The sequence below is a fragment of the Providencia sp. PROV003 genome, from assembly GCF_045040775.1.
Classification (GTDB): domain Bacteria; phylum Pseudomonadota; class Gammaproteobacteria; order Enterobacterales; family Enterobacteriaceae; genus Providencia; species Providencia huashanensis.
In genome coordinates this window covers 2,102,076-2,118,263 of the sequence record NZ_CP096369.1, presented here as the reverse complement: position 1 = coordinate 2,118,263, position 16,188 = coordinate 2,102,076, and the positions used below count along the sequence as shown (strand labels likewise).

The 16,188-nt window shown below is 39.1% G+C and carries 14 protein-coding genes; 3 read left to right on the top strand and 11 right to left on the bottom strand.

Annotation, left to right across the window (positions count from 1 at the left end):
* Nucleotides 1-54: 54 nt before the first annotated feature.
* The 3 genes from M1F14_RS09585 to M1F14_RS09575 all read right to left on the bottom strand — a co-directional run bounded on the left by M1F14_RS09585 (nt 55) and on the right by M1F14_RS09575 (nt 2,260).
* Complete coding sequence (locus M1F14_RS09585) at nt 55-828, bottom strand: hypothetical protein (protein ID WP_042845171.1); 774 nt, start codon at nt 826-828, stop codon at nt 55-57.
* Nucleotides 829-1,110: 282 nt separating this feature from the next.
* Nucleotides 1,111-1,689 carry a YceI family protein gene (locus tag M1F14_RS09580; protein WP_042845172.1) on the bottom strand — a complete coding sequence of 193 codons (579 nt, stop codon included), beginning with the start codon at nt 1,687-1,689 and terminating at the stop codon, nt 1,111-1,113.
* 13 nt (nt 1,690-1,702) lie between these two features.
* The gene (locus tag M1F14_RS09575) at nt 1,703-2,260 is read right to left on the bottom strand and encodes a cytochrome b (protein WP_042845173.1); all 558 of its coding nucleotides are present in this window, start codon (nt 2,258-2,260) and stop codon (nt 1,703-1,705) included.
* 383 nt (nt 2,261-2,643) lie between these two features.
* On the opposite strand from M1F14_RS09575, the gene M1F14_RS09570 reads away from it, so the two are divergent.
* Complete coding sequence (locus tag M1F14_RS09570) at nt 2,644-3,273, top strand: glutathione S-transferase family protein (RefSeq protein ID WP_181468675.1); 630 nt, start codon at nt 2,644-2,646, stop codon at nt 3,271-3,273.
* A gap of 138 nt (nt 3,274-3,411) precedes the next feature.
* On the opposite strand, the gene M1F14_RS09565 is transcribed toward M1F14_RS09570, so the two are convergent.
* Nucleotides 3,412-4,032 (bottom strand): malonate decarboxylase holo-ACP synthase, encoded by a 621-nt coding sequence (locus M1F14_RS09565; RefSeq protein WP_042845176.1) that lies wholly within the window; start codon nt 4,030-4,032, stop codon nt 3,412-3,414.
* Nucleotides 4,033-4,240: 208 nt separating this feature from the next.
* Here M1F14_RS09565 and M1F14_RS09560 point away from each other — a divergent pair, with 208 nt between their 5' ends.
* Together M1F14_RS09560 and M1F14_RS09555 are read left to right on the top strand one after the other, a co-directional pair.
* On the top strand, nt 4,241-5,209 hold the full coding sequence (locus M1F14_RS09560; protein WP_042845178.1) for an FUSC family protein: 969 nt from the start codon (nt 4,241-4,243) through the stop codon (nt 5,207-5,209).
* Nucleotides 5,210-5,406: 197 nt separating this feature from the next.
* The gene (locus M1F14_RS09555) at nt 5,407-6,048 is read left to right on the top strand and encodes an NAD(P)-dependent oxidoreductase (protein WP_048607963.1); all 642 of its coding nucleotides are present in this window, start codon (nt 5,407-5,409) and stop codon (nt 6,046-6,048) included.
* 91 nt (nt 6,049-6,139) lie between these two features.
* Here the strand turns inward: M1F14_RS09555 and iolB are convergent, their stop codons facing one another.
* From iolB to iolG, 7 genes are all read right to left on the bottom strand, one after another.
* Nucleotides 6,140-6,970 carry a 5-deoxy-glucuronate isomerase gene (iolB, locus tag M1F14_RS09550; RefSeq protein ID WP_042845181.1) on the bottom strand — a complete coding sequence of 277 codons (831 nt, stop codon included), beginning with the start codon at nt 6,968-6,970 and terminating at the stop codon, nt 6,140-6,142.
* A gap of 1,035 nt (nt 6,971-8,005) precedes the next feature.
* Nucleotides 8,006-8,899, bottom strand: coding sequence for a myo-inosose-2 dehydratase (gene iolE, locus M1F14_RS09545; RefSeq protein WP_042845183.1), 894 nt, complete (start codon nt 8,897-8,899; stop codon nt 8,006-8,008).
* Between the two features lie 30 nt (nt 8,900-8,929).
* Nucleotides 8,930-10,834, bottom strand: a complete 1,905-nt coding sequence (iolC, locus tag M1F14_RS09540; RefSeq protein ID WP_042845185.1) for a 5-dehydro-2-deoxygluconokinase — start codon at nt 10,832-10,834, stop codon at nt 8,930-8,932.
* Between the two features lie 25 nt (nt 10,835-10,859).
* The gene (locus tag M1F14_RS09535) at nt 10,860-11,993 is read right to left on the bottom strand and encodes a Gfo/Idh/MocA family protein (protein WP_071548299.1); all 1,134 of its coding nucleotides are present in this window, start codon (nt 11,991-11,993) and stop codon (nt 10,860-10,862) included.
* A 611-nt stretch (nt 11,994-12,604) separates the two neighbouring features.
* Nucleotides 12,605-13,033, bottom strand: coding sequence for a PTS sugar transporter subunit IIA (locus M1F14_RS09530; RefSeq protein ID WP_042845189.1), 429 nt, complete (start codon nt 13,031-13,033; stop codon nt 12,605-12,607).
* Nucleotides 13,034-13,087: 54 nt separating this feature from the next.
* Nucleotides 13,088-14,494 (bottom strand): sugar porter family MFS transporter, encoded by a 1,407-nt coding sequence (locus M1F14_RS09525; RefSeq protein ID WP_042845190.1) that lies wholly within the window; start codon nt 14,492-14,494, stop codon nt 13,088-13,090.
* A 391-nt stretch (nt 14,495-14,885) separates the two neighbouring features.
* A complete protein-coding gene (gene iolG, locus M1F14_RS09520) occupies nt 14,886-15,872 on the bottom strand; it encodes an inositol 2-dehydrogenase (protein ID WP_042845192.1) in 987 nt (328 codons plus the stop codon).
* Between the last annotated feature and the right edge of the window lie 316 nt (nt 15,873-16,188).

Sequence of the window (16,188 nt, the reverse complement as noted above, 5' to 3'; positions counted from 1 at the left end):
GATAAACGTTAATGGCACTTCTTTGTATCAGTGCCATTTTTTACAGTGAAAAAACTAGTTATTTACTGAAGAAAACAAAGAACGTAATAATGCTGCTTTTTGTTTGTTATCTGGGATAGCTAATATTTCATCATAGAAGCTAATCGAAATACGACAAGCTAATGCAGGCGATTTTTTACCCGCTTGTAAATTGCCAAGAATTGCTGTATCTGCACCATATTTTGTAGAAAGTTCGCTGGCTAGTTTAGTCAACATCTCAGTATATTCAGCAGGTGACATTAAAGCTTGCTTCGTACCCGCTTCACTCGAAATTAACAGTTCATTCGTTGCTTGAATTTGCTTTAATAATACTACTTGGCTTTTTTGGGGTGGGATAATTTCCGCCGTCTCTCTTAAATGTGGGAAAAGAGAATAAAAACATGTTTGCCCTGTTGGGTCTTCTTCTAATAAGATTTTAAGATAATCATTCACTTTACTGGTGAAATTAATAACAGAATCATCAGAGGCGTATTCCATACGCTCCAGCACCAGTTTCATTACGCTGCCAACAACCTGATCAAATAATTGACGACGCAGGTCTTCATTCGTCGGGTCATATTGTGTAATAAGGTGCTCAAAACTTTGGTAGGTCTCAGGGCTTATTTTCTTTACTGTGGCAATTATCGGCAATTCTTTTTCAACTTGAGCAAGTGCTTCTGAATGAATAGCACTATTATTTTCAGTTGATAACACGTCATTATCTTTACTTAACCAATAAAAACCGAGCGCAAATGCAATAAAAATAATGCATACAATTAATGCGGTTTTACGTGAGTTATTTGTTTTCAAAATTGCCCTGCCTTTTCTCTATAAAACGGATCACCACAAATGCCGTCAAACTTGCCTATATCACCTAAACAATGAGATATATTGCCATACACCAAATAATAGTGTTCAAGACGATAACGTCCTATGCCTACTATTTTAGCTTGCATCGAAGCTGTCTAGCTATAGGAATAAAGGAAATTGCGAAATAAAGATAAGAGGGATTTAGTACAGAAAATAATTTAGTTATTCATAAAATAAAAAACCTCCGGAGCTTAGCAGCCCGAAGGTTTTGAATAATAAAACTTATTTAGTTTGAACGCCTTCAACAGAAATCAGCAGTTGTGCTTCTTGAGATTTAGGCCCTAAATCAGATTTAATATTAAATTCTTTCAATTTAATATTACCTTGGGCTTCAAAACCTGCGCGATATCCACCCCATGGGTCTTTACCTTCACCCATCAGTTTTGCATCTAAGGTAATTGGTTTTGTCACACCATTTAAAGTAAAATCACCTGTAATTTTATAAGTTTCACCGTCTTTTTTCACTTCTGTTGAAACGAATTTCGCTTCAGGGAATTTAGCTGCATTTAAAAAGTCTGCGCTGCGTAAATGCTTATCACGCTCTGCATGGTTAGTATCAATGCTTCCCGTTTTAATCGTGACTTCTACTTTATCTTTTGATGGGTCTTTTGCATCATAAGTGAAATTGCCATCAAAATCTTTAAAGCTACCATATACCCAGCTATATCCTAAATGCTGAATACGGAATTCAATAAACGCATGTTGGCCTTGCTTATCAAATTGATATGTTTCTGCTAATGCAGAACCTGCGGTTAAAAATAAAGCACCAGTAGCCAGACCAAGAACCGTTTTCTTCAACATAATTATCTCCACGTTACTTATCGGGATTAAAACCCAACATTCTTTTTAATGTAATATCACGATCAAAAAAGTGATGTTTAAAAGCAGCAAAAGCATGTAAAACTGACAATAAAACTACAGCCCAAGCTAAATATAAGTGAATTTCACCTGCGGTATCCGCTTGTGTTGCAGCGCCAGTAAATATTGCGGGTACTTCAAACCAGCCAAATACACTAATAGGCTGTCCATCAGCAGTCGAAATTAAATAACCGCTAATCAAAATACTGAATAAAATAATATAAATCAGCACCTGTGCAATCAAAGAGCTTGCTCTCGTTAATTTGCTATAACTTGCTAATGGTTTCGGTGGGGGAGAAATAAATCGCCAAATCACACGAAATGCCATAACAATAAATAATAATATTCCTATACTCTTATGTATCTCAGGAGCTTGGTGGTACCAACTGTCATAATATCCCAGTGTCACCATCCATAAACCTAAAGCAAACATTCCATATACGACTATTGCGACCAACCAATGCACGAGCAACGAGATATGCCCATAACGGGTTGCACTATTTTTCCATTGCATGATAAAAAACCATTTAGAGGTGAAGGTGATATCGTATTAACTAAGCCGTAATAATCATAAGGTGAAACTAATATTATTCCTATCCCTAAGTTAAACAAATAATTTGTTGTAGATATTCAAATACAATCAACATAATTAAAAATAGTTTACTATTTTGTTTTGTCTATATTTAATAGTAAAAGTTGAATAAAGATTCTTCCAGTTTTGTAAGCAATCGTAACTGGATAATTATATTTCCATTTTGGTTAATTTCAATTTATTCTACCTTATAGCAAATAGATATAACCTTTTCTCATAAAAATAAAATTTGTCGGTCAGGCATTTTCCTTTTACATTGGTATTCTCCATTTTTACATTTTTAATTAACTAGCAGGTTAGACTCTATGTATAAACTTTGGATAGCGAATAAAAATTACTCTTCGTGGTCTTTACGTCCTTGGGTTTTATTAAAAGTATTGCAAATCCCGTTTGAAGAAAATCTGTGTTTTTTTGAAAATGGTAAAAGTAGCCATAACAAATTTAGTCGTTTCTCCCCAACGGGCTTAGTACCTTGTTTAGTTGATGACAAACTCACTGTTTGGGATTCTCTCGCTATTTGTGAATACATCGCTGAAACGCACCCTCAAGTATGGCCAAAAGATAACAAAGCAAGAGCTTGGGCTCGCAGCGCTAGTGCAGAAATGCATTCTGGGTTTACTTATCTACGCCAACAATGCCCAATGAATGTTGCGTTCAAAGCAACTACAGCGACGATTTCTTCCGAATTACAAACGGACCTAAACCGCCTTCAGCAATTATGGCAAGATGGGTTGAATCAATTCGGCGGGCCATGGCTTGCGGGCAATGAGTTTAGCGTTGTTGATGCTTTCTTCGCACCTGTAGCCTTTCGCATCCGTAGCTATCAGTTACCAATAAGCCCAGCAGCACAACATTGGGTAGCCCGCGTTTTAGATTTACCGGCAATGAAAGAATGGCACGAAGCAAGTCTACATGAACCGAATATCGACCACTAACCGATAAGATAGGGGCGCTTAGTTGTATTGCCCCCTAATTTATTGATTAGGAAAAAATCACCTGCACGAACATCAAAATTAAATATTAACCAATCTGATTAATATTCAAGCCATTACCCCTATTTTATAAATAAAAGATTACAATCTTTCATCCCAAGGGTTAGCAGTCATTACATCGCCTGTAGGAGTATGTAATGTAACTTGGTCGTTTTTAAACCATTCCGCTAACGAAAAGCCCCCTTTTGGGGTTTCAATGTGAATATCAATTGGGCAATACGGGGTATTTGCTTTAATGGCGAATTCGGCAAAATCTTCTTTTTGTTGAGGAGTTGAACAACGAATAACTACATCAAGGTCACAGTCAGATAACATACTTTGAATATCGGTTGCCAAGGTATAGGCACAACTCCCCGTGACGCCCCACTGCCAAGGCCATTTATCCTGTGAGATTATCCATAACACCTGAACAGGTGGTAACGCGATAAACATAGAGCGTTGTAATTCAACTGAATTTGCTACCAAAGACTCTACATTCATAATATGGGTTATCGCTGATTTCTCAATTTGAGTCGTGACGCGTTGATGTGGTTTAATTCCCCGAATTGCGACCGTCAATTTATTATTGTCCGCTTTATCTCTATAAACGGTCAGTGGCAGCTTACTATTCCACTGTGAGGCAACCCATTCAGGAAGCGATTCTACCGCAACATCATTATCATTGCCGACCCAAACAAAATCATGCGGATTAATTATTTGCATTTTATTACCTTTATGATTGCTATGAATGCTCCTTCTATTATGCCTTTTTTACTGCATAAAAACAGAATTTACCTTTTAACCATGAATATCGTGCCATTAATTAACAATCTAGCCAGATATTGTTTTCTATCCTTGAAACATCAATGAGATTGCTATCTAATTACCTTAATAATTAATAAGTTAAGCTTCTATTTATGAGCGTCGTATTATGAGAAACATCCCTGCTATTTACGATGGGTTCCTTTTTACCAGCTGCATGTTGTTTAGTGCAGTCGCGGCCTATCTGATTTTAGATGCGCAAGCAGCTATGTGGGCAGCATTTTCCACACTTTATTCTTTTAATCTGTTCAATGCTGCAAAAGAGTATAAAAATTATGCCTATACCGCTTTTTGGCTATTGATGATTTTAGTCGCCATATTTATAGGTGATACCCTGCGATTAAGCATGGCGTTTTATGTTTATCTCTTCGTGTTTTCTTTTATTTATTATCAGTTATATGGCACTGACCCTGTGATGGATTTAACCATGAAATTTATGATTATCATGTCAACCATAGGGACAATTTTACCTGATATTTCTAGAAGCTTAGCGTTGGGCTTTATTATTGGAAGCGGTGTTACTTTAGTAACTTACTATACCTTAAGCCACAAAATGACACGACATAGCATTATTACCGGTGCACTGGTTGAGAAAAATTTATTCACATTACATAAGAATATTATCCCGCGTTCCATGACTTATGCTGTGGGGCTTTTATTAACATTAGCCATTCCTAGAATGCTCGACCTAGGTCATTTTTATTGGACATTGCTCACATTTGTATTTGTTTTACACCCCAAAACTAAGGGTATCATTCATATTACAGGGCAACGCGTTTTAGGGAGCCTTATTTCCGTACTTTTACTGTACCTTTTATTTAACACCCCTCTGATGCCTTATATTGGCTTATTTGCAATGGTGGTGTTCGCATTTCTCATGCCTATGAGCTTTCATCATGGCTACACTTTCATGACTTTTGTCGTTACCAGTTTAATTTTATCCGTTCTTGAACAAGTCATTTATTGGCGACACCCTACCTATGAATTATTATTTGACCGAGTCTTAGAGACCGCCTTAGGAGGTGCTATCGCTATTATGACAAGTGTTATTTTAAAATTATTCAGGCAAGAAAAATAACTAAGGGGAATAAATCCTCAAAAAACAAGCATTGTTAAGTTTTGTCGAATCTCTAGGGTACTTCACGAAATAAAAACTAACTAGATTACGTAATGAATAAGTCTGTTCTATACTTTGATAAGGATAAAAAACACTCAAGTCAGTAATTTTGGGATCATTATTGATGCATTTCACATTCAAGTAACGCGAGGCTCAAAATGAAAATATCCATCATTGGCGCAACAGGGTTTGTGGGTAAGGCCATCGTAGCTGAGGCGTTACTCCGTCATCATCAAGTCACGGCTATTTCTCGTCACAGCAACCAATTGTCTCAACATGCGTATTTAATTACCGCATCTGGTGATATCACCGATGTTGCTTGGTTAACTTCTCGGCTCAAAGGGCAAGATGTCGTCATTAGTGCTTTTAATGGTGGCTGGCAAAACCCAAATTTATATCAAGATACCGTGGCAGGTAACCAAGCAATTTTACAAGCTGTACAAAAATCAATGGTAAAACGGTTTATCGTTGTCGGTGGTGCGGGGAGTTTAAAAACCTCTTCGGGTGTTGATTTAATTGATTCTCCTAATTTCCCAACTGAAATAAAACCTGGGGCTCAAGCCATGAGGGAACTCAAAAGCCACTTACAATCTATCGATTCTCTTGATTGGACCTATGTTTCCCCTGCTGCGGTACTTGAACCAGGAGAAAGAACCGAAACATTCCGTTTAGGTGGGAGCCAGTTACTCATGAATGGCCAACACCCCGCAAAGATTTCCGTTGAAGATCTCGCTGTCGCCATCCTTGATGAAGCTGAACATGCACAATTTATTCGCCAACAGTTTACCGTTGCATATTAAATTAAATAAAAAAGCCGGTAACTATATACTTACCGGCAAAATTGATAACAGATTTGGTGTTTACTTAACTTAATTCACATATAACTTTCACTTACTTTTCACGATGTTTTGCTGCATAAATCTCACTATTAACCCAATTGTGGTCTTTTTCCCACGTAAATAACCATTTACGTGTTGGGCCAGCCATCACATTAAGGTAATAGTTGTCATAACCTGCCATTGTTGCCATTGGGTGATACCCTTTTGGCACCATAACCACATCTTTGTTATACACCGCCATACACTCGTCTAATTCACGATCATCTGTATAAACACGCTGCATACAAAAACCTTGAGATGGATTTAATCGGTGATAATAGGTTTCTTCCAAATACGTTTCATTTGGCTCGTTATCAGTATCATGCTTGTGGCTTGGATAGGAACTAGTACAGCCTTCATCCGTATAAACTTCCACCACTAACAAGCTATCTGCCGCTTTATCATCGGGTAAAATATTATGTACATAGCGTTTATTGTTGCCATAACCCCGTTGCTCTGCCCCAATATCATCAGGGCCAATTAAGCGAGTTGGGTAAGTGCCCTTTCCTTTTGCACTGCAAACTGCGAGTTCCAATGCTGTTTCAGCTTTAACTTCAGCAAACTCTTGGGCTGTGACATAAACTGCATATGGTTTTTTACGTTCAAAAGGGTCCATGCGGTCGCCAATATTATCAAATGTTTGATTTGGCGTTTTAATCGTCGCTTTACCTGCCACTAGCACTAAGCACATTTCATTTTCACAAGCGGGTAAAGAAATCGACTCACCTTGTTTTAATTCATAAACATCAAAGTGAACATATCCCCAGTTAGCGATTTTCGGAGTGATATGCTGAGTTCGCTTATGTGCATCTGGAGCATGATATTTCGACAGTAATTTTGACATAATTTTCCTCTGACACTTTAAGATTGCCTACTAACACCTGCAATCTGTTTTATTGACCTGTGGCCATCACTCAAAATACAGCCATCTAACTTTTTAATTCTTTTGAGCCTTTCGCTCTAAATACACTAAATAGTTCAGTTTGTGGCTAGGCGGCAAACAAGAGCAACTCAGGGAGCATACATAAGTATGTGACCTGTGTGGTCGAGTCCAACCACCAACACCTCAGAGCCTCAGACTGAAATATAATGCCTAATCGTCTAAATAGTTCAGTTTGTGGCTAGGCGGCAAACAAGAGCAACGCAGGGAGCATACATAAGTATGTGACCTGTGTGGTCGAGTCCAACCACCAACACCTCAGAGCCTCAGACTGAAATTAATATCTAATCGTCTAAATAGTTCAGTTTGTGGCTAGGCGGCAAACAAGAGCAACGCAGGGAGCATACATAAGTATGTGACCTGTGTGGTCGAGTCCAACCACCAACACCTCAGAGCCTCAGACTGAAATATAATGCCTAATCGTCTAAATAGTTCAGTTTGTGGCTAGGCGGCAAACAAGAGCAACGCAGGGAGCATACATAAGTATGTGACCTGTGTGGTCGAGTCCAACCACCAACACCTCAGAGCCTCAGACTGAAATATAATGCCTAATCGTCTAAATAGTTCAGTTTGTGGCTAGGCGGCAAACAAGAGCAACGCAGGGAGCATACATAAGTATGTGACCTGTGTGGTCGAGTCCAACCACCAACACCTCAGAGCCTCAGACTGAAATATAATGCCTAATCGTCTAAATAGTTCAGTTTGTGGCTAGGCGGCAAACAAGAGCAACGCAGGGGCATACATAAGTATGTGACCTGTGTGGTCGAGTCCAACCACCAACACCTCAGAGCCTCAGACTGAAATATAATGCCTAATCGTCTAAATAGTTCAGTTTGTGGCTAGGCGGCAAACAAGAGCAACGCAGGGAGCATACATAAGTATGTGACCTGTGTGGTCGAGTGCAGCCAACAACGCCACAGACTGAAATATGACGACGATTTAGATTAGCCCGGCTTCTTTGGCTAACCTATGTAAATTGTTATAGCCCAGTGTCGCGTAAGTCAACGGGTGGGCAATCGCTGGGTCTTGCTCCGCTTCTACCACTAACCAACCATTTTCGTATTGGCTATTTTTTAATACTTTAAAGACTTCTGGGTAGTTAACACAGCCATCACCGGGTACTGTAAACACCCCAGCTAATACTGCATCTAAGAAACTTGTTTTGCGGTTTTTAACATCTTTTAATACATCTGCACGCACATCTTTGCAATGCACATGATTAATTCGTTTTGCCCAACGTTTAGCGACTTCTACTGGGTCCGCACCTGCAAATGTTAAGTGCCCTGTATCCAGTAATAAGCCTACTTCATCACCGGTATGTTTCATCAGGTTATCAACATCTTCTGCTGACTCGATAACCGTCCCCATATGGTGGTGATAGGCGATTTTAACCCCTTGAGATAAGGTATATTTCGCAAACTCAGTCAGCTTCCTGCCGTATTCTTCCCATTGGTCATTTGGAAATAGTGGTCGCATATGAACGGGTTTATTTTGATCGCCATGAATACAGTGAGTCACTTCGGCAAATACCATCACTTTCGCGCCTAAATCACGCAGTAATGCTAAGTGACCTTGTACCGCTTCAATTTCCTCTTCCACGCTGCGAGTCAACAATTCACCCGAATACCAGCCTGAAACCAGTTGTAAATCATGCTGTTTTAAAATTGGCCCTAAGATTTCCGCTTTACGTGGAAACTTATTTCCTAACTCAAAACCAGCAAACCCTGCTTGACGACCTTCAGTTAAACATGTTTCTAGAGACGTTTCTGCCCCTAAAGTGGGTAAATCATCATTGGTCCATGTCAAAGGGTTAATACCAAGTTGGATTGCCATGATGAAGCTCCTGTGTAGGTAAGAGTAATATTATTTACGCTGACGCCATAAGGCGATCAGATTTAAGTAATTGCTTTTTATTTTCTGAACCAGCTCGTCGTCATTGATTTCACCTTTCATCCACTCATAAGAAGGCTTACCAAATAAAGTACGACCAACGGCAAATCCTTTTACGATTGACTTCCCAGCAGCGGCATTAAAGCCCGCTTGTAATTCTGCTTGTGGCGCATCAAGCCCTAGTAATACAACACCACGACAATAAGGGTCACGCTCTTGGACCAATGCATCAACCTCATCCCAATTTTCTGCCTGTAGCGGTGGTAATTTCCACCAGTCTGGCTTGATGCCTAAGTTATAAAAACGTTTAATGGCTCGTAAATACAGCTCATCATTACGCTCCATATCAGCTGGTAATATTACTTCCAGTAATAATTCATGGCCTGATTGGCAGCATGCGCTATACACCTCTTGAACGGTTTTCTCTTGCTCTAAACGCAGCGGATGATTATCTTCAGGGTGGAAAAATACTAAGCATTTCACGATATGCTCTTTCGGCCAGCTAATCAGCTGCGAACCAATATTGCCATGCTCTAAACATAGTGGTCTGGACGCTGGTAGCTCAATGGGTCGCCCTATCCACCAACCACGCCCTGTCACATCATTCAAAACATCCTGACCAAAAGTGCTATCACACAATAAACCTGCTTTACCCTGTAAGTTTGCCTCTTCAGCTACTTCACGGCTGGCACGGAAAATCAATTTTTTCAAATAAGGGATACATGAAATATCTGCACCTGCATTACGTGCCATATCGACAAATTGGATCCGATGGTCAAACGCCATTACACATAATTCATCCCACTGAGTGCTACGTGATGTCACTCGGTGCAAGTGATTAAGCATCGGGTCGAGATCAGGACGCGGTACAGCCGCAGCGCGCTCAAGGTAGTTATCCAGTTCAACTTTCGTTGGCATCGCGGGCGCACAACCGTGGCGCGAAACAACTAATGCCCCACATGCGTTAGCAAAAGCGCAGGCTTTTTCCCAACCATCTCCATTCAAATAACCGCGTAATAGACCAGACATGAAGGCATCACCTGCACCTAATACATTAAGGACTTCCACCCTCACGCCATGTACTGTAATCCCTTCGTCTAAGGTCTCTGGGATCTCACCACTGAACACTGAGCACCCTAAAGAACCGCGTTTACACACTAGTTCAGCATTTGTTAATTGACGAATATTTTTAAGGGCTTGAACAGTATCCGTTGTCCCACCGGCAATATGAAACTCTTCTTCGGTTCCGACAATCAGATCAAACAGTGACAACACGTCTTGTAATTGCTGAGTTACGCTTTGAGAAGCAATAAAACGCGTTTCACCATCACCTAAGGAAGTTAGCCCCCATAAGACTGGGCGATAATCTATATCAATGGCAGTTTTTACATCATTACGTTTGGCATATTCCAATGCTTTTAGCACAGCGGCACGGGTTTTAGGGTTAGATAAATGCGTCCCTGTAATTGCCAGACAACGAGAGGATGCAATATATTCTTCCGTAAAATCGTCTGGACTAATTGCCATATCAGCACAATTATCACGATAGAAAATCAATGGAAAAGTGTCTTGATCTTTGATCCCTAATATTACCAATGCCGTTAATCTATCTTTATCAGTAATAAGATGACTGGTATCGCACCCTACACGCTTTAATTCCTCACGTAAAAAACGGCCCATATGCTCATCACCAACACGGGCAAGCATTGATGACCTTAATCCTTGTATCGCAGTTCCAAATGCCACATTCCCCGAAGAGCCACCTAAATATTTGGCAAATGTACTCATATCTTCTAAACGAGAACCTATCTGTTGTCCGTACAGGTCAACGGCAATACGGCCCATACAGATAACATCTAACTTCTTCTGCTTATCCATTAATCACCCCTTAACTACAACAGAATCAATTGATTTCTTTGACTTTAACCCAGCGCTGTTCTTCATATGAGCGCGCGATTGCATCTAAAATTCGCGATACTTTCCAGCCTTCTTCAAAATCAGGCCACATTGGTGTGCCTGTGGCTACCCCATTAATGAGATCGCGCACTTCTACGGTTTTTTGATCGTTAAAGCCAATACCATGGCCTGCACCACCACAAAACGGTGCATAATCTGGATGTTCAGGCCCAACTAAGATTGTTTTAAAACCTTGACGGTTACTTGGGTCGTCGTGACGATATAGTTTTAGTTCAGCCATTCTTTCTTGTGTGAAGGTTAATGTCCCTTTAGTACCCGTCACCACATAGGTCAGCCCCATTTTACGTCCAGCTGCAATGCGTGAAGTTTCGATAACCCCCATCGCTCCGCTTGAAAAACGTACCATCGCATGTGCTTGGTCTTCATTTTCAACAGGCACCATCACAGATGAGCCTTCTTTCTCTGGGCGTTGTTTAATAACAATTTCCATGTCGCCACAAACGGTTTCAATATCGCCAACTAAAAATTGTGCCATATTGATAATGTGTGCAGATAAGTCACCCAGCGCCCCTAAACCCGCTTTTTCTTTGAAACAATGCCAATGAATGGGGGCATTGGGATCTGCCATATAATCTTCATTATGGGTACCATAAAAATGGATAACCTCACCAATCTCACCATTAGCAATAATTTCTTTTGCGAGTTGTGATGTTGGGTTTTTCATGTAATTAAAACCCACCAAGGTTAAAACACCGGCTTTATTTGCCGCTTCTACCATTTTTTTTGCATCATCAGAGTTAAGCGCTAATGGCTTTTCACAATAAACATGTTTGCCATGTTTAATTGCTTCCATTGCCATTTCTTTATGCAGAAAATTAGGGGAACAAATATCCACCACATCAATATTTGGGTCAGCCACGAGTTTGCGCCAATCATTGGTTGAACGATTGAATCCCATTTCTTGAGCCCGAGCTTGAGCTAGCTCTGGTGTAATCTCGGCAATCATTTCGCGAACCAATTTTCCTTGTAGTGGAAAAACAGTAGGTGCCTGTGCATAAGCAATGGCATGAGCTCGCCCAATATAGCCAGTACCAATCATACCGATACGGATTTCCTTCATTTGTTCTTCCCCTCGCTCATTTTTAGTGGCGCACTGGCTAACCCAATGCGGGTCTGATTTATTCAGAAGTTGATAATAATGTTATACGGAATATTCATTTCATTTTCAATTAAATTAAGAACATTAGTTTCATTGTGTGATCTAGCGTTAATTTTTTATGTAATTAGCTAATATATAAAGAATTAACTCTATTACTCAGGAACCTAAAGAGGTAAGGCGGAGATAAATGATGAAATAAAAGAATAAAAAATGGAATGAAAAAGCAAAAAATGAAATGAAATGAAACATTGCACCTCAGTTGTTCATTGTTGTTTTACACAGCTAAGTAAATAAACAATGTGTTTATTCCCTGTATGTTTGCAGACCATACCGTTCCTTGGGCTCGTAAGTTATCATCGCTGGTTTGTTCTAGGTGTACATTAACTTAGTTAGTTGGTATATGAAATGACATCAATGACTTCCTATCAATTAAGGTAAAGGAGCAATATCATTTTATAAAAAGAGCGACTATCTTCCCAATATTGTCCCTATTGTTACTTTTTCAGTGAATATAAAAAACCGTCATGAGTATGTTATTGTTCTCATAACGGTTTAAGATGAAAACAGTATAATTAGCGATGTAAAATACTGAGAAATTCTTCTTTACTCGACGTTAAAGATAATGCATTAGCAATAAACTCATCACTGAAAATCAATGCAATCTCTTTGAGTACATCAATATGCTCCCTTGATTTAGCAATCACACCGATGGCAATGAACATCACATTGGTTCTATCCCAAATCACCCCATCAGGGAATTGAAAAATTTCCACTCCCGTATGTAAGATGATGTCATTCGCTGATTTAGGTAAATGTGGCAGAGTGATACCATTGCCTAAAAAAGTCGAGATTTGCTGCTCTCTTTCAGTTAGAAAATGGACACAGTCCCTATCTACGTAGCCTTTATTTTTAAACTCGGTACCTACCATCTTTAATACTTCAGCTTTATTTCTGGCCTGACACCCTAAATGCAGATTATTTGTGGTCAGTTGTTCAATCATATCTAACCCTCTTTTAAGTTAACTAGGTACATTCGTATCATGAATGGTTAACAACTACATTGATGACAACTCTTCTTCTAACTGCTCTAACGATTTATTCGATGTTTCAGGAAGTAGTTTCACCACAAAGACAATTGCTAAGTAGTTTATTACCGCGAAAATTAAGAATACAGGCCCTAAACCAAGTTCGGCTTGCAATACAGGGAACAAGTAACTCACGATCGCATTCATAATCCACATAAAGAACACAGAAATCCCCATCGATAACCCACGGATTTTTAATGGGAATAACTCGGCTAATACCACCCAAGTTAAAAAGCCCATTGTCCCTTGCATCACACCAACAAATACCGCACCAAGTAACCAGATCAACGTTGCTTTAATATCCCCAGTTAAGAAATAATCCGTTGCTGCGATTAATAAATGTAACGATGCCATTAAAGCAAAACCACCGACAATTAATGTCTTGCGCTTAAAACGGTCAACTAAGAACAGTACCCCGATAACCATTCCCCCAACAGAGAACACACCATTTAATACGTTAAAAACCAAAGAAGTTTGTTCAGAAAAACCAGCCGTTTTCAGTATTTCTGTACCATAGTACATAATTACGTTAACCCCTGTGGTTTGCTGTAAAGCAGCCCATACCATCCCAATCAAAACTAATTTAAAAATCCAAGGGGTATTGAAAATTAAAGCTAGATTTTGTTTTTTTCCATTTGGGTTTTTCTTTGCTTCTGCGGCTTCAACATCTAACAATGTGACAATATCTTCATATTCCTGAATAGCACGTTTTTCTGGGCGAATTTGTTTTAAAATGTTCAATGCTTCTTCACGACGATTTTTACTCATCAACCAACGCGGGCTTTCCGGAGCTTTCCACATACCAAAAAGTAAGCATAAAGCAGGTACAGCTTGCACTAACAACATATAACGCCAAACGTCTGGTAAATGCCCCCAAATAGAACCAATAATCGCATTAATCGCAAAGGCAGCAAGTTGACCTATCACAATTGCCACTTCGTTTAACCCGGTGAGTTTGCCTCGCATTTCTGTAGGCGCAACCTCTGAAATAAATGTTGGTGCAGTGACTGATGCACCACCAACAGCAAAACCGAGAATAAATCGAGCTACAAGGAGAATTTCAATATTCGGTGCAGCGGCAGATAAAAAAGCGCCAAATAGGAAAAGAAACGAAAGGTAAAGTAAATAGGTGCGTCGCCCGATAAAATCAGCCACTCGCCCGCCGCAAACACTTCCAAGTGCGGCACCAACCAACAAGACACTCATCACAAGGCCTTCAGTGGTCGGTGTTAACCCCATGTTTTCTTTCAGTGAGGAAAATGCCCCGTTGATTACACCAGTATCATAACCAAAAAGTAACCCACCAAAGGTTGCTACCAAGGTGATTTGGTGCAACCTTTTTCTCTGTTGTTCATTGAGATTCATTATTAATGACATATTATTACCTTATTATTTGAATCATTATGTCTACCAAAAAAGCAAATTTTCAGTATTTAAATAAATTCTTTACATGTTAAGTATTAAATAATGAAAAATTTTTGGCGCTCTTATTGAATCACTACTTGCAAGCTTCAAGACTATTTCATAAATCAAAATTCACAAATAAAAACAAATACTTATATTGAATTTAAAAATTAAACAGTAAAATAGCCACAAATTTTATAGAAGCATTACTGCTTGTAGGGTATTTAATTAATACGTAAGACAAATATTAATGTATATATTTATTAAATAATCGGATGAATATATCTGAATTCTATTGCGGGCGAAAAATCATTTTTTCGTCCGCATATTAATAATCAATTAAAATATAATTTAAAAATATAAATTAGAGTTTAACTTCTTTTCCTGTTTTTAATGATTCAAGTGCTTTGTCTGCAAGATATAATGCAAACTCACCATCGGTACCTGTGGTTTCTGATTCAGCACGTCCAGCTAAAATATCAACAAAATGTTCCCATTCAGCTTTGTATGCCTCATGATAGCGTTGTAAGAAGAAATATTCGGGTTTAGCAGACAAACAACCGACTTCGCTTAATAACGCAACGCTATTTTCTTTTATATTCCCAGCTGTCAGCAGCCCCTTCTCACCATGCAGTTCAATGCGCTGGTCATAACCATACCCTGAGCGGCGGCTATTCGATATGGTCGCCATGGCCCCTGAAGGGAACTTCAAAATAATGAATGCGGTATCGATATCACCCGCAAGGCCAATCGCAGGGTCTACTACATTACTTCCTTGGGCAAATACAGAGCAAGGTTCTTCACCAATCATAAAGCGCGCCATATCAAAGTCATGAATCGTCATATCTCTGAACATACCACCGGAGACTTTGACATACTCTGCTGGTGGCGGTGACGGGTCTCTAGATGTAATAATTAAAGACTCAGCTTTACCAATCGCCCCTTGCTGGAATAAATTTTTGAGATGGCGAAATTGCGGGTCATAACGGCGATTAAAACCAATAAACAATGGGACATTGTGTTGTTTAACACTTTTAAGGCATTGTCTTACTCGTTCAAGATCGAGATGAACTGGCTTCTCACAAAAAATGACTTTTTTATGTTGAGCCGCTAACTCAATTAAATCAGCATGTGTATCTGTGGCAGAAGCAATTAAAACGCCATGCACATTTGGGTCTTGCATCGCTTCTTCTGTGGTTTGTACTTTAGCTTGGTACTTTTCAGCCAACGCAGATGCATTAGCTTGGTACGGATCAATAACAGAATAAAGTGCGGTTTCTTTATGGCCGGCAATATTAACAGCATGAACCTGTCCAATACGTCCTGCGCCGAATAGTGCTATGTTGAACATTCAAATGCTCCTTGATACCTTAAATCCACTATTTGGATATTACGAAATATACCAAATAAAACATTCATTTCAATTTATAATTTTTTGGAAATTATGTTTTTGGGCTCTAGGTAACAAATGTTGCATTAAAGTGTATTTTTAGTGTTATTTAGATCACAAAATAATAATGTAACTCATCACTATCTGACAATAAAGTATGTACTTTACTGCAACTTTATTTTCTGTTTCTGTTTTATTAATTCCGACCAACTTAAATTTAAAACATACATTTCAACAAAAAGAAAATTAAACTATTAAAACCATAAAAAAACCCAGC